Raw genomic sequence first — 18,476 nt, forward strand, 5'->3', positions numbered from 1 at the left:
CGTCTCCGCCCGGGCCGCCCATCAAGCTCCCACGGCTCCGGGGCGGGCCGACCCCGCCCGCGAGCCGCGCTCACGCCTCGGCGGAGCTGTGGTGACGCGCCCGGTAACTGGCGGCCTTGACCCGGTTGCCGCAGGTCTTCATGGCGCACCACTCGCGCCGGTGTCCCCGTGAGCGGTCGAGGTACGCCTGAGTGCACTCCGGACGGGCGCACTCACGCAGCAAAGCCGCGTCGTCGCCGCCGAGGATCTCGACGGTCTCCCGAGCGAGCGCGGCGAGCCCCTGGGCCACGGTGCCGGTCCTGGTCGTACCGTCGGCGTGCAGACGCAGCGTCACCGGCAGGCCCGCGGCGTGCCTGTTGACTTCGGCGATGGCCCGTTCCGGCATCGGTCGCCCGTCGAGGCGCGCGGCGACCAGGGAGTAGATCGATTCCCGCAGCTCCGTGGCGACGGCGAGGTCGGTCGCATCGGCGCCGGGCGCGGCGTCGAAGATCCCCGCCTCAACGAACCAGGCATCGAGTTGTGCGGGAACGGCCAGCTTCTCGATCGGCGCGGCGTTGCGCCGCGCCCGCAGGGTGCCGACGAAGTCGAGGGGCAGGGTTCCGCACGGAAAGGCATGGATCACGTCACCATTTTGACCAGTGACAGACCAATGCGCAATGCCAGGGCCCGTCACCCCCTTCGGCGACGGTCGTCACTCCCCCGTCGGCCGACGAGTCACACATCACCTGGAAAGGCATCACATGATCGACAGGCGTCGCTTCAACAAGGCGCTGGGGCTCGTCGCAGGAGCAACTGCCGTCTCGCTCGCGGGCATGGAGGGCGTCGCCGGCGCCGCGCCCGTGCCGCGCCGCTCCGGCCAGGCCCCGGTCGTGCCCGCCATCGCTCCGGGCACCCACACGTCCTTCCCCTCCCTCAAGCAGATCGACGCGGGTCTGCTGAACGTCGGGTACGCGGAGCTGGGGCCCGCGCACGGACCGGTGGTCCTGTGCCTGCACGGCTGGCCGTACGACATCCACAGCTACGTCGACGTCGCCCCGCTCCTGGCCGGTCTCGGCTACCGCGTCGTCGTCCCCTACCTGCGCGGCCACGGCACCACGCGCTTCCTCTCGCCCCGGACCTTCCGCAACGGGCAGCAGTCCGCCGTCGCGCTGGACATCATCGCCCTGATGGACGCCCTCAGGATCGACCAGGCCGTGGTGGCCGGCTTCGACTGGGGGTCGCGGACCGCCGACATCCTCGCGGCTCTCTGGCCCGAGCGGGTCAAGGCCCTGGTCTCGGTCAGCGGCTACCTCGTGACGGACCGCAAGGCGCAGCTGGAACCGATCGCGCCGGCCGGCGAGCACACCTGGTGGTACCAGTACTACTTCGCCACGGAGCGCGGGGAGAAGGCCATGGAGGACAAGGGCCTGCGCCATGACCTGACCCGCCTCGTGTGGCAACTGGTCTCCCCCACCTGGGACTTCGACGACGCCACGTTCGAACGCACCGAAGCCGCCTTCGACAACCCCGACTACGCCGCCGTGGTGATCCACAACTACCGCTGGCGGCTCAGCGTCGCCGAGGGCGAGCGCCGCTACGACCGGTACGAGGACCTGCTGGTCAAGGCCCCGACCATCGGCGTCCCCACCATCACTCTGGATGCCGCGCTGGACCCGTTCACCCCTGCGGGCGACGGCGCCTCCTACCGCTCCAAGTTCACCGGGGCGTACCAGCACCGGACGCTCCCCGGCATCGGCCACAACGTGCCCCAGGAGGCGCCCACCGCCTTCGCCCAGGCCGTGGTGGACGTGGACCACTTCTGACCGCGCCCGCGGACGGTGACCGTGCCCCGTACGAGTTCCGGCTCCGAGCCGGCCGCGTACGGGGCCGGCGTGTGATGCCGGGCCCAGAACAGGACGTGGCCGCTGTCGCCCTCGGGCACGAACTCCTCGTGGACCACGTCGAAGCCGACCCGCACAAGCCATGCGCGGTTCGTGGCGGCGTCGGCGTGACTCCACCACATCGCGGCCCCGCCACCGAGCCAGTTCTCGTCGGTGCCGGTCCAGGCCCGGTGCCCGGTGGTGCTCAAGAACCAGCCTCCCGGCCGCAGCCAGGAGGCGATCAGCTCCAGCAGGGCCGGCTGTTCCTCCACCGGAACATGAATCAGGACGTACAGACAGACGACGGCGTCGAAGCTGCCTGGAGGAAGCTCCAACGTCGTGGCGTCGGCCCGGATGAAGTCGGCGCCCGGCACCAGCTCCCGGGCCCGGCGGATCTGGACCTCACTGATGTCGACGCCCGTCACGCGCTGCCCCGCCGCGACCAGGGCACGGGCCACCGGGACCCCGGTGCCGCACCCGATGTCCAGGACGGCGCCTGCCTCAGGTACCCGACCGAGCAACTCCCACATCCACGGTCCGTACTTGGTCTCGCTGCCGAACGCCCGCTCATAGTGCTCCGACAGCACGTCGTACCCGCGCCGGACCACGTCCTTTGGATCTCCACCGTCCACGCGCGCACGTTACGACGCAGTCTCTGGGGAGCGCGACCGCTTTGGACGCCGTGGCAGAAACGGGCAACGTCGGTCAGTAGAGCGGACTGTGTGCCGGCCGGCCGGATGACGACTGCTGCACCGACGCTATGAGTGCCAGGCCGAGCGCTTCCTCGACGTCGTCGCCATCTCAGCAGCCGTCATCTGCCATCGCCCCGGCCAGGCCGCGCCCGCCGGTCTTCGTCAGGGCCAGGAGCGCTGGGCGGCCTTGCTGCCTGGCCACTCATACCGGGGATATGAACCACGCGATGGACCGATGAGATTCCCAGGCAAACGGCAGTGGAGTGGTGGGCAGGCGCGGACCCGTCACTGTCACCGCCGTCCGTCATGCTCTGCCCATGAACGAGAACACCTTCTGGCAGCTCATCGAGGACTGCACACCGTCTACGCCAGATCCGGACGCCGATCAACTGGCCACGACGGTTCCTCGCAGTGGCTCGTCGGCCTTCCAGCCTCCACGCTCCGCTCGCGGTACGCCGTACAGGCCGCGACGGACCTGGAGGAGAACCGCCGCCGCCCGCAGGAACTCCCCCGGGAGACGGGTTAGTGCAGCAGGAGGAGGCACTCCAAGGAGGATCGGTCGGTGACGTACACCGTCGTGGAACGAGTCGGGCCGCTCACACGTTTGACTGGAGGACACAGTTCCTAGGACGGGGAGGACCCTGTGGAGCCTCGCGAAGACCATCTCGACCCCGCGGTCGAGGCCGGACGGGCCCGCTTCCGCAAGCTGCCCGAGCGCGTTGCGGCGGAGGACATGTTCATCTCGGTGCCGGCGTCGACACCGGACCCGGGTTGGGACGAGTTCAGCCACGACGAATGGCTGGCCCGGAACACCTGGTGCGGAAGCCTGATCTGACGCCACAGCCGGTTTCCGGTACCGCCGGCCGCTGGTACGCGCGCACCGCCCGGAGCTGCCGCCCTGCGCGATGCGCGATGCGCTGGCGGAGCTTCCGGGCGGGCGGGCCGCTGGGCTACTGCGGCTGGGGCAGCTCGTCCAGGAACCCCTGCGCCTTGAGGAACGCCACCGTGCGGGTGGGGTCCCCGTAGGCCGTCCAGTACTGGGTCCCAAGGCCCGGCTGGCCGAACCAGGGCCGGATCGGGCCGGACTGCACGGTGAACTGCTTGGCGACGCGGTACAGGTGGTAGTTGACCACGGGGCCGGTCGCGCTGTACTCGTCGAGGTTCGTCGGCGGCAGCGCCCGCTCGGCGTAGGGCGTGCCCTCCGGGGCGAGGAAGGAGCCCCGGCCGCTTCCGAAGAGGTCGACCAGCTGGCCCGTGCGCAGGCTGACGGCGTGCTCGAGGGGGCGGCCCGCCTTCAGCACGAAGCCGTTGTTGTCCGGGTACCACCAGCCCGACTGGTTGGTCGCCTGGCTCGTCTGCCAGTAGCAGCCCAGGATCCAGTAGCGCGAGGTCGAGTCCTGGGCGCGGTATCCCCGCAGCATCCTGCCGATCACCCCGGTCCGGGGCAGGAACGCCGGGCCGAGCCGCCAGTCGCCGTGGTAGTAGTCCTCCAGGGCGGGCGGGGCCGTGGTCGTGGCCGCGGTCCGGTGGGCGGCCGGGCAGCTGTCCGCGCCCTGACCGCTCGGGGCCGGGTCGGCGTGCGCGACGACCGGTGTGGCGGTGGCCAGCAGGAGCGCGGCCAGCACGCTCCCCAGCAGGCGACGTGTCGAACGCATCCGGGTTCCTTCCGCTGTCGGGACCGCGTGGCCCTGACGCGGGCCGGCGGCGGGAGGACGGCACCGGCCTGCGCCGAGAACGGGCCGCCGGTCGCACATCGTGCAGATCACTCATGCTCAGCATGTGCGGATGTGACGGCCCCACAGACGCCTTCGCAGCGGACTCGCCGACGAGAATCCCCCGGCCGGCCGATCACCGCGCTCCTCGCCGCCCCCAACGCCTCACCGCGACGGCCGTCCGGCCCATGCGGCTTCGCGGGCGCGGACCCGCAGGAGGCGTGTCGCCCGGGAGCCCCGGTGGAGACGCGCGGGCTGCCGGGGACCCGCCGAGGCCCCCCCGAGCGCGACCGCCCTGGCAGGCCGGGCTCTCAGGGGGTCACGATGGCGAAGCCGGGGTCGGGGGCGCCGAGGCAGGCAAGCAGCTCCGCGAGCTTGCCCGCGTCGCCCGAGATCCGCGCCCGCCCCGAGAGCTCGGCAGCGGACAGCGCGCCGAGCAGCAGGGCCCTGAGGTCGGCCTCGGAGAGGGTGATCTCGACGTCCGCCGACCCGGCGTTCCTCCTGTCCCCGAACGCGTGGCTGAGGACGCCGTTGCGCAGCCGCTGGGTGATCCGCTGACCGCTGTCGAGGATCCAGCCGATCGAGATGTCCTTGTCCCAGCTGCGCGGACCGTCGACGCGGATCGCGGCGGAGTCCAGGATCTGGTCGAGGGTCAGCGCGGCCAGCAGGTCGGGTGAGGCGGCCTCGGTGGGGCTCCCGATGCCGCCGTGGCGCAGCTCGTACGCGCCGGTGAGGTAGAAGTTGCGCCAGGTCCCGTTCTCGCTGCCGTAGCCCAACTGCTCCAGGGCGTCGGCCTGAAGCGCGCGGGCCTCGGCGTTGTCCGGTTCGGCGAAGACCACGTGGTTGACGACCTGCACGACCCAGCGGTAGTCCCCCTCCTGCAGCGAGGCGCGGGCCTGCCGCAGGACCTGGTCCGCGCCGCCCATGAAGGCCACGTACCTCTTCGCTGCCTCGACGGGCGGGTGCTCCCACAGGTGCGCGGGGTTGCCGTCGAACCAGCCGAGGTAGCGCTGGTAGACGGCTTTGGCGTTGTGGCTGGCCGAGCCGTAGTAGCCGTGGGTGTGCCAGGCGCGTTCCAGCGCGGGCGGCAGCTGCATCTGCTCGGCGATCTCCGGGCCGGTCAGGCCCTGGTTCAGCATCCGCAGCGTCTGGTCGTGCAGGTAGGCGTAGAGGTCGTGCTGCTCGGTCAGGTACCGGACGATGCGCTCGCGGCCCCAGGTCGGCCAGTGGTGCGAGGCGAAGGCGACGTCGGTGGTGTCGAGGAACAGGTCGACGGCCTCGGCAAGGTAGCGGGCCCACACGCGCGGGTCGCGGACCTGGGCGCCGCGCAGGGTGAGCAGGTTGTGCAGGTTGTGGGTGGCGTTCTCGGCCAGGCAGAGGGCGGCGTGGTCGGGTAGGTGGATGTTCAGCTCGGCCGGGGCCTCGGTGCCGGGGGTCATCTGGAAGACCAGGCGGATGCCGTCCACGGTCTCCGTCTGCCCGGTCCGGGTGACGGTGAGCGTGGGCGGGATCAGGGTGACGGCGCCGGTGGACGTGGTCTGGCCGAGGCCCGCGCCGACCTGCCCGCGCGGGCCCTTGGGCAGCGCCGCGCCGTACATGTACGCGGCCCGGCGTCCCATCGCGGTGCCGGCGTACACGTTCTCGCTCACCGCGTGTTCCAGGAAGCCCTCCGGAGCGATGACCGGGACGCCGACGGCGACCTCCTCGTCGGTGACGACGCCGCGGACTCCGCCGAAGTGGTCGACGTGGCTGTGGGTGTAGAGCACGCCGGTGACCGGCCGGTCGCCGCGGTGGGTCCGGTAGAGGGCGAGCGCCGCGGACGCGGTCTCGGCGGAGATCAGCGGATCGATCACCAGGACGCCGCGGTCGCCCTCGACGACCGTCATGTTGGACAGGTCGAAGCCACGGATCTGGTAGACGCCTTCGGTGACCTGGTACAGACCGTGGCGGGACGTCAGCCGGCTCTGCCGCCACAGGCTCGGGTTCACAGTGTCCGGACAGTCCTGGTCCAGGAAGCCGTAGGCGTCCGCGTCCCATACGACATCGCCGGCCGCGTTCCTGATCCGGCCGTCCTCGGCGGCGCCGAGGAAGCCGCGGTCGGCGTCCTGGAAGTCCTGCCGGTCCTCGAACGGGTACCGTGCCCGCACCGCCTCGTTGCCGGCGACGATGCCCGGCCGGGCTGCCTTGGCCATGTCGTCCTGCGCCATGTTCGGCCGCTCCCTTCCCCTGCTCCCCTGCCGAGACGGACTCCGCCGCCCGGGGCCACTCTGGTGAGCCGCCGTCGCCTCGGCCACCCGGGTGATCCGTCCGAAGGACTGCCGACCCTCTTCCGGTGCAAGGGGGGTGATCAGATCGAGGGTGGCGGTACCGAGGGGGCTGTGACGAGGTGGGGCGGTGGGGGCGCGGTTCGGCCCCCCGACCGGCACCTGTCCCCACCTTCGTCCTCGACCTCGGTGCGCAGGAGACGCGAGCGACCGTCTCGACGATAGACGCCCTCGCGCCCCGCGACGTGGTTCACGTTCACGCGCTCGCAGGGAGGGTCGGCAGGCCGGGGTCGTAGCGCAGCAGGTGGTGGCGGCAGAGCCAGACCACGTCGCCCGTGGGCGTGATCCTGCGCGTGAGACCGCCGAAGCGCCGGTCCGGGTCCCGCTCCAGGAGGATGTGACGGTAGGTGCGGAACCCGCGCCGCGGCCCCTCGTTGGGGTCGTCGTAGGGGACCGCCCAGTCGACGGCGCTGTCCTCGCGCCCGTGGAGCAGCTCCCGGGTCGACGCGAGCAGTTCCTGGGCCGCCTTCAGGTCCACCTCCGAGACGGCGTCGGCGGTGAGGCGTCCCAGCACCGGGAGGCCGACCTCCAGGATCGGGAGGATCACCTTCAGGTAGGGCAGCGTCTCCTTCACCAGCGCCCTGGGCGCGTGCAGGTCGTAGGTGGCCTCCGGCCACGGGTGCGGCGTGCCGGTCTCCTCGCACCACAGCGTCAGCAGGTAGCGGGCGGTCAGCGGGTTGAAGGAACGTCGGGGCGCCAGTGAGTACAGGGTGGGGCAATCCTTCATCTCGTTGGTCAGGAGGCGCCGCACAGCCAGCAGCTTGAGCCCGAGTTCGGAGCGGAGGCGGCCGAGCTCCGTGTGCAGCTCGTGCTGCGCCGCCATGATCTGGGTGGTGTCGTCCCGTGTCCGACTGACCAGGGACTCCACGCGCTCCAGCATCTGGTGCATCTCGGGTGTGCTCGACGGCTGCGGATCGAATCCGGTGAGCAGGCTGATGATGTCGTGCGTCTCGGCGCAGGTGTGGCAGTCGATGGTTCCCCGGCCCCGCCGCTTGAAGGTCTCCAGGCTGTCGAGGGAGAAGCGACCCTCGCACGGCGTGGTCGTCGCCGATCGCGTGGGGCACGGGATGTGGAACTGTCGGGTCAGCCCGGGCCACCGGGTGTCGATGAGGTGCGCCACCGAGTCGCGCAGCAGGGCGAAGAGCATGTAAGGGGAGGGGCCGCGCACGGTCAGCCGCAGCTCGGTGTCGCTGGTCAGCTCGAAGAGAGCCGAGGATCCGTACTCGTCGCTGCGCAAGAAGACGCCGCGGCGCCAGTGGCTCCCCGTCCAGTAGCGGTGGTTTCGGACCGTCAGCCAGGCCATGAGGCCGACCGGCGGCTCGGAGAAGGTGCAGATCAGGGTTGCCTCGTGCTCGCTGGCGGGCGGTCGCTGGCCGACGCGCCAGGGCAGTTCGGGGCGACGGAAGGGCACCAGCTGGGCGACCAGGGCGCGGTCTCCCTCCTCCAGCCGGTAGGAGAAGTCGAAGACCTCCATGAGCCGCAGGAAGTAGGGGTAGAGGAGTTCGGAGTACGCCTGGCGCTCCTGCGCCCCGCCCCAGATCTGGCCCAGCCGGTTGTAGGAGAGCACACCGTCGGCCTCGCGGGTGGGGGCGTCCTCAAGGACGTACCCGACGGCACGCGTCAGCCACTCGGGTTGCAGCACGACGATGTCGCCGAGACCGGACTCACCACCGAAGTGGATGACGCGTCCGAGGTCGTGGAGCAGGGCGGCCAGGGTGATCGCCGCGGCGTCGCCGAGTTGCGAGTCGGCGCAGAGGTCGAGGTACTCCTTCCAGCTGATGAAGGGCCGGGTTGCTGCGAGGTCCTGCAGCCTGGTCCGCACGACCTGCCAGTCGCGGGCCACCAGCTCACCCATCTGCGGAAGCCGGGCGGCCTCCTGGGCGAGCGCGGCACGCAACTCCTCGATTCCGGTGCCGGTCCGGCTGTCGACGGCGAACTGACCCGCGATGATCCCCGGGTACTTCTGCTGCAGATGAGGCAGGTCCAGTTCGGGACTGCGCTGGTCGGCGTCGCAGTGCGTGGACACGATCAGGATCCTCACCTGGTCGCGCATGCGGAGCCTGACCCGGCGGATCCAATCCTCGACGGCGTTCTCCTCGCGGCCCTCACGTGGGCGCCACACGAGGATGTACAGGGAGCGAGAGCTGTAGAAGAACTGATGCCCGATCCGGTAGACCTCCTGGCCACCGAAGTCCCCCAGGTTCAGCCGCAGCGAGTCGTTCGGCGTCGGCGGCTGCGGGCCGGGCTGCGGCAGGTCCAGGCTGCTGACCTCGATCCCGTGCGTCGTGGGGCGCCCTTCCAGGAACTCGCCACCCTGGAGCGCGGTGATCAGGCACGACTTGCCGACGTTGCCTTCGCCGATGAGTATGACCTTGGCCTCGTACTGCGGTTCCCCGTCGGCCGCGATGCTGCGCAGGTATGTGAACAGCTCGGGGATGCCGCGCTCGGCGAGGACCTGGACGGTGTCGGGCAGCCGGGGACAGTGCAGTTCCAGGTCCAGCGAATCGGACAGCAGGCCGATCGACGGCGGCAGCACCTGCAACCGCTGGCTGCTGATGGCCAGCCGGCGCAGCGACGACAGCTTCCCGATCTCGTCCGGCAGCCGGATCAGCCCGGGGCTCTCGATGACCAGCTCCTGCAGCCCGCTGAAGGAGCGCAGTCCCGGCTCGAGGGACTCGATGCCGACGGCCTGCAGGTGCAGCGCCCGCACCCCGACCGACGCCCTCGCCGCAGGCAGTTCCTTAAGGTCCGCCCCGCGCAGCACCAGGGTGCCGACCGACTGGGGCAGGTTCTCGAGCGAAGCGAGCGGCCGCGCCTTCGAACGCACGTCGATCTCGAGCCGCTCCAGGCCGGTCAGGGCCGAGAGCCAGCGCGGCAGCCGCTCGAAGGGGTAGTCCGCCAGGCGCAGCTCGCGCACCGTCTCATGCCGTCGATGGTTGGTGATTCCCACGAGCTCCCTGGGTATCGGCCCGTCGGCACTCGACCAGGAGGCCAGCGTCACCCGCCGTCCGGCCGCCTGCTGGCTCACCGCGGCGCTCGGCCCGATCATTCCTGACGTCACGTCTGCCCCCGTAATCCCGCTTCTTCGACCAGCGCGAAGGACCGCGGGCCAGCCTACTGTGGATCAAGCCGACAGCGAAGTCGAACACCCCAGTACTCCAAGCGAGTTGGGAACGTGATAGCTTCCGGCGCTGGCGGTGACGGAGCGCGGGACGCGTGGCGGGACACCGCCGCCAGCCCCCGCCGCGGAGCCGATCGGGGCGCACCTGGGAGCCCGGCGTCTCCGGGCACAGGGGTCGAACGCGCAGGGCAATGTCGATGAGGGCGGCGGGTGCGGGGCGGCGTGGCCCTCGGGTCAGGGCGTGAGCAGGGCCTTGATGGCGCGGCGCTCGTCCATGGCCCGGTAGCCCTCGGCGACCTGGTCCAGCGGAAGGGTGAGGTCGAAGACCTTGCCCGGCGTGATCCTTCCGGTCAGGACCATGTCGATCAGCTCGGGCAGGTAGCGGCGCACGGGGGCGTTGCCGCCGCGCAGGCCGACCTGGGAGTAGAAGATCTCCAGGCCGTCGATCGTGACCCCGTGCGGGATGCCGACGAAGCCGACGGTGCCGCCGGGGCGAGCGGAGTCCAGCGCCTGCTGCATGGCCTGGGCGGTGCCGACGCACTCCAGCACGCTGTCGGCGCCGATCCCGCCGGTCAGGTCCTTGATCCGGGCGACGCCCTCCTCGCCGCGTTCGGTGACGATGTCCGTGGCTCCGAACTCCGTCGCGAGCTTCTGGCGCGGCGCGTGACGGCTCATCACGATGATCCGCTCCGCGCCCATCTCCTTGGCGGCGATCACCCCGCACAGCCCGACCGCGCCGTCGCCGACCACGACGGCGGTGGCACCGGGCTTGACCTCGGCGGCCAGGGCGGCCCACCAGCCGGTACCCATCACGTCCGAGACCGCCAGCAGGCCGGGGACGTCCTGCTCGTCGGGGTGGTCCTCGGTGGCGACCAGGGTGCCGTGGGCGTTGGGGATGCGCACGTAGTCGGCCTGGCAGGTGCTCATGAACTCGCGGTTCAGGCAGGACGACTGGTAGCCGTTGCGGCAGTTGGCGCAGGTGTTGTCCGAGGTCGCGAACGAACCGACGACGAACTGGCCCGGCCTGACGTTCGTGACCTCGGAGCCGACCTCCTCGACCACGCCGACGTACTCGTGCCCCATCGGGCGCGGGTCGCCGATCGGCTCCACACCGCGGTACGCCCACAGGTCGGAGCCGCACACGCAGGCGGCCACGGTGCGGATGATCGCGTCGGTGGGCTGAAGGATCCGCGGGTCCTCCCGGGTTTCGAGCCGGACGTCGCCGGGGGCGTGGATCACTGCTCCGCGCATGAGGGCTTCCTTTGCGTTGCGTAGCGTTGCGCTGCGGGGCCCACGGTGCCGGCCGGCCGGCGAGCGCCGCGTCCTGGGGCGGGCTCCCCACGGATCCATTCACGAGCCGCGGGCAGCGTCGTGTCGTCCAGGTAACCCGCTCCCTGCGCGCGCTGCGAGGCACCACGAAGGGCTGTGCGCGCAGTACACCCCTACAGACGCATGCCGTCCGCAATGGAGGGGAAGCCGCGGTCGAAGGCGTGGGGCGACCGTCGTCCAATGGATCCCGCCCGGGACGGGTACGCGGGGCGCTCCGGCCCGCGTCCGGCGGCTTCGGTGAGCACCGCTCAGAACCAGTGTGGACGCCGACGGCTCTGCGCGGCCGCGCGATCAGCCCTCGAACACGGCGAACGTGGAACCGTGAACGCTGCGGTCGGGCGGCTGCTCCGCGTCGGCCCAGAACGGGTGGTCAGGGTGGGGCACGCGGCCGTTCTCATCGTCCTCGTCGTTCTCGAACGCCTTCCACTCCTCGGTGCCTGAGGTCACCACGAACTGGTTGCCCTCAGGATCCGCCATGGTGACTTCTCCGAACCCGAAGCCCCGATGGCGCTTGCCGACGACGGTCGCCCCCAACGCGGTCAGACGTTCTACCTCCCCGAGCAGCGTCCCCCGTGGAGGGCAGAACGCGAGCCCGGTGGCCTGCGGTACGGCGTCCCGGTCCTCGAACAGGAGAACGCCGGGTGTTTCCGGCCCCTCCCCCAGCGCCACCAGTGCTCCGTCCCCCGCACCGACCGCGGGCCGCCCGACCGCCTCGGACCAGAACCTCGCCGACGCGCGCACGTCCCGGACACGAACGGTCGCGTACAAGAATGACAGGGGCATGCATGCACACTACGCCCGCCCCGCCACCCGATCAGGCACGGCTACGCGCCCATGAGGCCCCACGCCGCCGACTCGACCACCTCTGAGTGGTTGTTGATCTGGACCCGGTGCCCTCGAGGATCGCGGCGTTGCGGTACACCCTTTGAGCTGCCAAGAGGCCGTGCTTTCATGCGCGGCCGCCGGTGCACTCACCCGATCGGGACTCCCGTTCGACCGACACTCCTCAAGATCGGAACGACCGGCAGCATGGCCGCCGGGTCAGTTCACGCCGTGACCGAGGACGGTGGCGAGCCCCGAGAAGTCGTAGGCGGTGACGCCCTGATGGTCGACGGCGAGCGCGAGGCGGCGCTGGTTCGCCTCATCCAGGGCAGGGAGGTCGCGCAGGTCGAACCAGCCCACCTCGGTTGACTCGTCGTCGTTGACCCGGGCTTCGCCGCCGACCGCGCGGCAGCGGAAGGTGAGTTCCAGGTACTGGGTCTCGTCACCGTTGGCATAGACGACAGGCCCGGACACCGTCACGGATGTCAACGCCTCCGGCTGGACAATGACCCCGGTCTCCTCGAAGCACTCGCGGACCACGGCGTCGGCCGGCTGCTCGCCCGGGTCGATGATGCCGCCGATCAGGCTCCACAGGCCGTTGTCCGCCCGGCGTCCCAACAACACCCGGCCACCGTCAGCGTCCAGAACCACGGCGATCGCGCAGCTGAGCCAGAGGGGACGTGTGCCGACGAGCGCACGCAACTCGGAGACGAACTGGGGAGTAGCCATGGCGGAATCCTAGACCGCGGACCTCAGCGGCCTTCTGGCCAGCTCCGCCGCTGCTCCCACGCGCGGCTCTCGCATCTGCGGTTCTTACCGGGAGGGGCGGGTAGCCTGTGCCGTTCGATCAAGGACCGAAGGGGGAGTGCTCGTGTTGGACACCGGGCTGTTTCTGGGGTGGATCAGGGGGCTGGCGAAGGCCCGACGGGACACCGGGCCGGTCGAGCACCCGTGGGGCCTGCGGGTGGAGACCCCGCGTTCGCGGGAGAAGGCGCGGCACGTGCTGCTCGACCCGCGTGAGGACGTGGTGCGGGCCGCCGCCGAGGCGGCACAGCAGGTGCCGTACACCTGGATCAAGGCGTTCGTGGACCCGCAGCTCGCGCTGGAGTGGGCCGGGCCGGGCTGGCAGCTCGGCGGGCCGGAGATGATGATGACCGCTCCGCTGCGCCCGGCCGAGGTGCGGGTGGCGGACGGGTACGAGGTGAGCACCGAGGTGGTGAACGAAGTCATCCACGTGCGGGTGCGAACCGGTTCGGGGGAGCTGGCGGCCGACGGGTACACCGCCGTGGTGGGCACGGTCGCCGTGGTCGACCGGGTGGCCACCGACGAGGCGCACCAGCGTCGGGGGCTGGGCTCGGTGGTGATGCGCACGCTCGGCAACGCCGCGCTGGAGCAGGGCGCGGAGTTCGCCGTGCTCGGGGCGACGGTCGAGGGCCAGGCACTGTACGAGTCGCTGGGCTGGACAGCGCACGCCGACCTGACCGGGCTGGTCTACAGGGGCTGACTTGTCGTTTGTCCTCGGCGGGCTTGGTGTTCCTTGATCGTCTCGGCGCGTTTGACTGTGTAGAGACGGGACTCCTGCCCTCCGGCTCCGACCCCGTCATCACTGCCTGTGCGCACGAGCACGTGTGACGACGTGTGGCCGCGCCTTGGGACGGAAGCGCGGCCAGGGCCTTGAATCCGGCCGGAGCTGATGCCCCGCCTCGGATGGTCCGCTCGCAACGGATTGGGGAACACGCGGGCAGCGAGCGGCGCGCTCGTGGAGAGCGCGCCGTCGTGAGCGGGCCTGGCGGCGGGCGCCGATCGGTGAGTCCGTGGAAGCGGCCCCGGTGCGCGCCCACGGATCAGGTACGCGGCTGACGCCGCCAAGAGTGCCACCACGAGGAGGAGGACGAGCCGGTAGTCCACCGTCGACACCAGTGCGGAGCCGAGGCCGATGGCGATGGTCTGCGGGACCGCGATCATCGTGCGGAGCGCCGCGTCCGCTCGGCCGATCAGGGCAGCCGGGGTTCGTTGCTGGAGCGCTGTCGAGACGCCCGCCGTGATCCACGGCAGCCCCGCACCGATCAGCACGGTCCCGGCCAGCGTGACGAAGGCAGGGGATGCGGCCGACAGCAGGAACCCGGCGGCCGCGCAGACGATGCCGGCCGCCGTCAGACGCTGCGCGTCCAGGCGGCGGAGCAGGACGGCGCTGCAAGCGCCCGCGACCAGGGCGCCGCCGCCCTGGAGGGAGACGACGACGCCCAGGAACGAGTCGGGGCGGTGCAGTCCGCGCCGGACCACCTCGAACGCGGTGGACTCGGACAGGCCGAAGGCCGTCAGTGTCAGCGTGCCCGCAAGGGCGAGCGGTCGCAGGGCTGCGGTCCGGCGAATGTGCAACGCGCCCGCCGCAGCGCCGGCGAGCCATGGCCGAGGTCCTGGCGTCAGCGGGGCGGGTGCTGCTCGTAGGACCGGCAGTGTGGCTGCCAACGCCACCATGAACGAGGCTGCGTCGCCGATCACCACGGGGTCGGGGCCGACGCGGGCGAGGAGTCCGGCGCCCAGCAGCGGTGTGACGAGTCGGCCGCCCCATCTCCCGGTCTGAAGGGCGATGTTCGCCTCGCCCAGCAGTCCCGCCGGTACCACCGCTTGGAGCAGCGACGTCTGTGTCGACGCCAGGGTCCCGGTCGTCAGTCCGGAGCCGAACATCACCACGTACATCAGCCACAACTGCCCGGCGCCGTGCACGAACACCAGCAGGAGGACGAGCCCGGCGGCGGCAGCGTTCGCTGCCGCCAGGAGTGCACGTCGCGGGAGGCGGTCGGCCAGGGCTCCGCCGACCGGGCTGCCGACGGATCCCAGGCCGAGCATGAAGAACGACAGGCCCGCGGCCGAGGAGCTCCCCGTGAGCATCCGCGCCCAGATCGCTACGGTCAGCCACAGGACCGAGTCGCTGAGCATCGACACCGTCTGCCCCAGGAGGAACAGGCGTATGCCGCGGTGTGCCATCAGGACTCGCATTGACGATGTCTCCGCACTCCGGGGCACGATCGGACGTCGAGGGTGCGCGTCGTCGCGCATGGTGGCGGATGCCCCGCGACCTCCAGTCCGACCGAGCCACGGCCTTGGGGGCGCGGTCCTTGCTACGCCCCGAACTTGTGGACGAGCCGGCCCGATTGCCAGCGGTTGCCGCAGGACTCCCAACGTCTGTTCCTGTTCAGGTACTTGCCGTCGCCGCCGCAGACGCACCTGCGCGGGTGCCTGGCGCGGGCCTCGGCGCGAGCGCGGATGATGAGCACGGCCACGGTGGCCAGGGCTGCGGCCCCGAGCCAACCGGCGGAGCTGTCCGGCAGGTTCCCGTCGGCGGTGTTCGATGCGGCGGGCCGCTGCGGCCCGCCGAACGGTTTGTCGTCTGCGTAGTCACCCATCGCTTTCCCTCATCCCTGGGCCTTGTGTCGCTCGTGCTGGGTGTCGATATCGATCGGGCGCGTCAACTGCCGGACTGCTGGGCGCTCCACTCCGCCCACAGCTCCCTGTCCCGCTGTTCCTGCTCGCGACGCCGCTGCTCGTACGCCTCGTTGCGGCGCAGGTCCGCCTTGCGGTAGACATCGCCGGCCTCTCCCCGTCGGCGGTCGTATTCGCTGTAGTAGTCGCTGTCGCCCACACCAGCCTCCTAGCTGCGCGTGATCGTGATCGCCCCCCGCGAGCGGGGTCGTTGCTCGAAGGATGCCTTCGCTTCGGGACCGGATCGACGCGCGCGCCTACGGCAATCCGGGGACGCGACTACGGCAATGCCCCGGGCCGGATACGCAGGCCGTGTTCGCGCGCAGCGGATCACGAGGCGGGGTCGGCCCCAGGGTCGACGTGATCGGCACCGCTGCCGGTCTCACGGGTGGTGCGTTCGATGCGCTCGGCGAGGGCCAGCAGTGGCGCCAGGTCGGCACGCGAGTGGATCTTGAGCTTGGCGTAGGCACGGCGGAGGTTCGAGTCCACCGTGCGCGGCACGATGAACAGCTGTTTGGCGATGACCTTGGCGGGCCGCCCGTCAACGGCCAGCACGGCGACGTCCTTCTCCCGGCGGGTGAGGCGTTCGACCGGCAGGCTCAGCAGACCCCGGGGCTCCACGCCGGTCGAGTCGAGCATCTGGACGAGGCGCTCCACGGCCGTGCCTGCGTCGGCGCTGCCGTGGGCGAGGCGGATGTGCACGGCCTCGACGGCGGCGTCGACCGCGAAGACGTTCAGGCCCAGGTCGAGATAGCGCTCCGCCACGACCAGCAGCGCCCCGGAGTCGGCCCGGCTCTGGGCGTCGGCGTGGTCGGCCGCGATGCGGCCCAGCGGACTGTCGGAAGCGGCGGCAAGACCTTTCAGCCGTTCGGCGTCTTCCACGCTCGCTGCGCGCAGGCACGTGAGGGCATGGAGGGCGAGCATCTCGTAGCCGTGCAGCTGCTCGGCGGCGAATCGACGGGCCAGGGAACGCGCGTCGGCTGCCGCGCTGTCCAGCCCTGCGGCCATGTCCGTCTGCAGGGCCGCGAGTTCGAGGGCCGGGCGGTGGATGGCCATGGTCGGGCGGTAGCGTTCGCGCGCGTCGGAGAGTGCGCTGCGGGCACGGTCGAGGTCGCCACCGAGTGCTGCGGCGGCGGCCACTTCGGCCAGCGCGGGCACGAGGAAGATCTTGCCGCCCGCCTCCGCCAGCGCGAACGCGCGCTCGGCCGCCTCCCGCGCGTCCGCGACGCCGCCGCGCAGCCGCGCGGCGATGGACTGGCCCAGAAGCCACTGCACGTCCACCATCGGGAAGAACCACATCAGCTCCGAGCCTGCCTCAGGCACCAGTTCGTCGACCTGTCCCGTGGTCAGGGTGACCATCCAGCGCGCGAACCCGCTCGTCGCCCGCAGCGTGGGCCACACCTCCCGTAAGGACGACGAGTCCCGGTCGAGTGCCCGCAGCCGCGGGGACAGTCCCGGGCGGCCGCGCATGGCGTCCAGCCCGAGGAGCATCGCCTCCGAGTGCAGCCGTGCCGGCCCCGACGACTCCCCGGCCAGCGACTCCAAAGCCGCCGCCCCGTCTGCGATCTCGCCCCTCGCCGCCTGGAAGCAGGCCGCGAGGGAGCGCAGGATGTCCCCCGTCGGCGACCCGAGCGAGCCCGCTGCCTCCACGAGCCGCTCGACGACGCCGACGTCGTCCAGCAGGTTGAACTCGATCAGCGCCCGCGCGGTCTGCCAGCGGACCTGTTCCTCATCGGATCCGACGAGCGCCCGCGCGTCGTCCAGCACGCGAAGGGCGTCCTGCGGGCGGCCCGCGAACCCGAGGGTGTTCGCCAGGACCTCCGCGCCGGCGAAGCCGCCCGCGCTGGTCACCGCGGCCTGCGCGAGTCGCAGTGCCAGACGCAGGTCGCCCGCGCCGTAGACGAGCCCGGCGGCCGTCACCAGGACGTCCACCGGTACCGGCGTCGCGTGATCGACGTGCCAGCCGGCCAGCCGGATGTGGTCGCCCGCGCTGAGGTCGCGAGCGCAGATCGCCACCGCGAGGTCTCGACGGCCCAGGTCGGCCGACATCGCGTCCATGCGCTGCCGCAGGAATTCGCCGTGCAGCGGCTGGGCGAAGCGAAGCTCGCCGCCCGGCCCGTCGAGCCGGCACTCGACGATCCCCGTCGCCAGGGCGGCCTCGACCGCGGACGGACTGGAGGCGAACACCACGTCAGCACGTCGGACCGGCTCCGCCAGCGCGACGAGGTCAAGGACCCGCCGAGCCTCCGGCCCGAGCGGGTCGAGGCGTCGCAGCAGCAGCTCCGTCGAGCTCGTCGTGATGCTCCGGCCTTCCGGCCTCCACCGCCGGACCCCGTCGACGCCGTCGACACCGACGAACGCCGCTCCGCCCGCCTGCGACTCGAACAGCTCGCGGACCGCGAGCGGCACGCCCTGCGTCAGCCGGAAGAACCGCTGCGACGACTCCGGATCGACGGCCCCACCGAGCAGCGACTCCAACAGCTCCCGCACGTCACCGGCGTGCAGCGGCGCCAGGGGCACGTCCGCCACCAGGTCGTCGCGCAGGAGCGATGCGATCGCCGGCGGCAGCGGCAGCGGCTCCTCCGGGCATGCGGTAGCGGCCAGAGACGCCCTGTCGCCCCGCACAGCCAGGCTCACGAACGCGGCGCCCAGCGGATCGAGGTGATGGATGTCGTCCACGGCGAGGATCGTGCGACGCCCGTCGGCATCCCGCGCCAGCAGGTCGAACGCGCGACCGAGCAGACGCTGCGGGTCACAGCCCGTCAGCTCCCCCGGGGGAAGCAGATGGGCGAAGGCCCCGAGATGGATGCCCGACGTCGCGTGGGCCCCGAAGGCCCGGACCACGACCGTGCGCTCCGGGTCAAGGCGCTCCGTGAGCGCGCGCAGGGTCCGCGTCTTGCCGATGCCGTGCGCGCCGCTGAACAGGACACCTTGCCGGTGCGTCCCGTCCAGCGCCTCCCGTGCGAAGTCGAGCTCATCGGTGCGGCCAACGAAGGGCCAGAGACCCGCCATGAGGAGAGAGGTTAGGCAGCATCGCGCTGCGCAACAAGACGCCCCGGAACAACCTGTCCTGGTCCGGTGCTGACGGGTTCCCGGCCGGACGGCGTCCCCAGGCCGAGGTCCTCCTTCCTCCA

14 protein-coding genes and 1 pseudogene are annotated in these 18,476 nt (G+C 71.4%); 3 read left to right on the plus strand and 12 right to left on the minus strand.

The window, feature by feature from the left end:
• Window positions 1-70: 70 nt before the first annotated feature.
• On the minus strand, window positions 71-622 hold the full coding sequence (locus TR50_RS32930; RefSeq protein ID WP_042430933.1) for a CGNR zinc finger domain-containing protein: 552 nt from the start codon (window positions 620-622) through the stop codon (window positions 71-73).
• Between the two features lie 118 nt (window positions 623-740).
• Between TR50_RS32930 and TR50_RS32935 the strand changes: the two genes are divergently transcribed.
• Window positions 741-1,802: an alpha/beta fold hydrolase gene (locus TR50_RS32935; protein WP_042430935.1), complete on the plus strand. Its 1,062-nt coding sequence runs from the start codon at window positions 741-743 to the stop codon at window positions 1,800-1,802.
• Window positions 1,803-1,942: 140 nt separating this feature from the next.
• Here the strand turns inward: TR50_RS32935 and TR50_RS49330 are convergent.
• A pseudogene (locus tag TR50_RS49330) lies at window positions 1,943-2,389 on the minus strand (class I SAM-dependent methyltransferase); the annotation flags it as partial.
• An 805-nt stretch (window positions 2,390-3,194) separates the two neighbouring features.
• Between TR50_RS49330 and TR50_RS32940 the strand changes: the two are divergent.
• Window positions 3,195-3,386, plus strand: coding sequence for a hypothetical protein (locus TR50_RS32940; protein ID WP_042430939.1), 192 nt, complete (start codon window positions 3,195-3,197; stop codon window positions 3,384-3,386).
• 115 nt (window positions 3,387-3,501) lie between these two features.
• Here the strand turns inward: TR50_RS32940 and TR50_RS32945 are convergent, their stop codons facing one another.
• The 6 genes from TR50_RS32945 to TR50_RS32970 form a co-directional block, all read right to left on the minus strand.
• Window positions 3,502-4,206: a TNT domain-containing protein gene (locus TR50_RS32945; RefSeq protein ID WP_063775190.1), complete on the minus strand. Its 705-nt coding sequence runs from the start codon at window positions 4,204-4,206 to the stop codon at window positions 3,502-3,504.
• Between the two features lie 368 nt (window positions 4,207-4,574).
• Entirely contained in the window at window positions 4,575-6,470 is a 1,896-nt protein-coding gene (locus TR50_RS32950) for an alkyl/aryl-sulfatase (RefSeq protein ID WP_042430943.1), read from the minus strand.
• 313 nt (window positions 6,471-6,783) lie between these two features.
• A complete protein-coding gene (locus TR50_RS32955) occupies window positions 6,784-9,648 on the minus strand; it encodes a COR domain-containing protein (RefSeq protein ID WP_152648774.1) in 2,865 nt (954 codons plus the stop codon).
• A gap of 294 nt (window positions 9,649-9,942) precedes the next feature.
• Window positions 9,943-10,959: a zinc-dependent alcohol dehydrogenase family protein gene (locus TR50_RS32960; RefSeq protein ID WP_042430953.1), complete on the minus strand. Its 1,017-nt coding sequence runs from the start codon at window positions 10,957-10,959 to the stop codon at window positions 9,943-9,945.
• Window positions 10,960-11,328: 369 nt separating this feature from the next.
• Window positions 11,329-11,820: a VOC family protein gene (locus tag TR50_RS47220; RefSeq protein WP_052441630.1), complete on the minus strand. Its 492-nt coding sequence runs from the start codon at window positions 11,818-11,820 to the stop codon at window positions 11,329-11,331.
• A gap of 258 nt (window positions 11,821-12,078) precedes the next feature.
• On the minus strand, window positions 12,079-12,588 hold the full coding sequence (locus TR50_RS32970; protein WP_042430955.1) for an NUDIX hydrolase: 510 nt from the start codon (window positions 12,586-12,588) through the stop codon (window positions 12,079-12,081).
• 142 nt (window positions 12,589-12,730) lie between these two features.
• Here TR50_RS32970 and TR50_RS32975 point away from each other — a divergent pair, with 142 nt between their 5' ends.
• Window positions 12,731-13,363 (plus strand): GNAT family N-acetyltransferase, encoded by a 633-nt coding sequence (locus TR50_RS32975; protein ID WP_201776909.1) that lies wholly within the window; start codon window positions 12,731-12,733, stop codon window positions 13,361-13,363.
• Here the strand turns inward: TR50_RS32975 and TR50_RS43160 are convergent.
• The 4 genes from TR50_RS43160 to TR50_RS32990 all read right to left on the minus strand — a co-directional run bounded on the left by TR50_RS43160 (window position 13,351) and on the right by TR50_RS32990 (window position 18,354).
• Window positions 13,351-14,859: an MFS transporter gene (locus TR50_RS43160; protein WP_052441632.1), complete on the minus strand. Its 1,509-nt coding sequence runs from the start codon at window positions 14,857-14,859 to the stop codon at window positions 13,351-13,353. The genes TR50_RS32975 and TR50_RS43160 overlap by 13 nt on opposite strands.
• 122 nt (window positions 14,860-14,981) lie before the next feature.
• Window positions 14,982-15,266 (minus strand): hypothetical protein, encoded by a 285-nt coding sequence (locus TR50_RS32985; RefSeq protein ID WP_042430958.1) that lies wholly within the window; start codon window positions 15,264-15,266, stop codon window positions 14,982-14,984.
• A gap of 62 nt (window positions 15,267-15,328) precedes the next feature.
• Window positions 15,329-15,502 (minus strand): hypothetical protein, encoded by a 174-nt coding sequence (locus TR50_RS47225; protein WP_160311228.1) that lies wholly within the window; start codon window positions 15,500-15,502, stop codon window positions 15,329-15,331.
• Window positions 15,503-15,672: 170 nt separating this feature from the next.
• Window positions 15,673-18,354 carry a helix-turn-helix transcriptional regulator gene (locus tag TR50_RS32990; RefSeq protein WP_042430961.1) on the minus strand — a complete coding sequence of 894 codons (2,682 nt, stop codon included), beginning with the start codon at window positions 18,352-18,354 and terminating at the stop codon, window positions 15,673-15,675.
• Window positions 18,355-18,476 lie beyond the last annotated feature (122 nt).

This window comes from Streptacidiphilus anmyonensis (assembly GCF_000787855.1).
GTDB lineage: Bacteria > Actinomycetota > Actinomycetes > Streptomycetales > Streptomycetaceae > Streptacidiphilus > Streptacidiphilus anmyonensis.

Bases quoted from the DNA above. Each gene is read 5' to 3' on its own strand.
- TR50_RS32935 (WP_042430935.1), top strand. From the start codon at position 741: ATGATCGACAGGCGTCGCTTCAACAAGGCGCTGGGGCTCGTCGCAGGA.
- TR50_RS32945 (WP_063775190.1), bottom strand. From the start codon at position 4,206: ATGCGTTCGACACGTCGCCTGCTGGGGAGCGTGCTGGCCGCGCTCCTG.
- TR50_RS32950 (WP_042430943.1), bottom strand. From the start codon at position 6,470: ATGGCGCAGGACGACATGGCCAAGGCAGCCCGGCCGGGCATCGTCGCC.
- TR50_RS32960 (WP_042430953.1), bottom strand. From the start codon at position 10,959: ATGCGCGGAGCAGTGATCCACGCCCCCGGCGACGTCCGGCTCGAAACC.
- TR50_RS47220 (WP_052441630.1), bottom strand. From the start codon at position 11,820: ATGCCCCTGTCATTCTTGTACGCGACCGTTCGTGTCCGGGACGTGCGC.
- TR50_RS32970 (WP_042430955.1), bottom strand. From the start codon at position 12,588: ATGGCTACTCCCCAGTTCGTCTCCGAGTTGCGTGCGCTCGTCGGCACA.
- TR50_RS43160 (WP_052441632.1), bottom strand. From the start codon at position 14,859: ATGCGAGTCCTGATGGCACACCGCGGCATACGCCTGTTCCTCCTGGGG.
- TR50_RS32985 (WP_042430958.1), bottom strand. From the start codon at position 15,266: ATGGGTGACTACGCAGACGACAAACCGTTCGGCGGGCCGCAGCGGCCC.
- TR50_RS32990 (WP_042430961.1), bottom strand. From the start codon at position 18,354: ATGGCGGGTCTCTGGCCCTTCGTTGGCCGCACCGATGAGCTCGACTTC.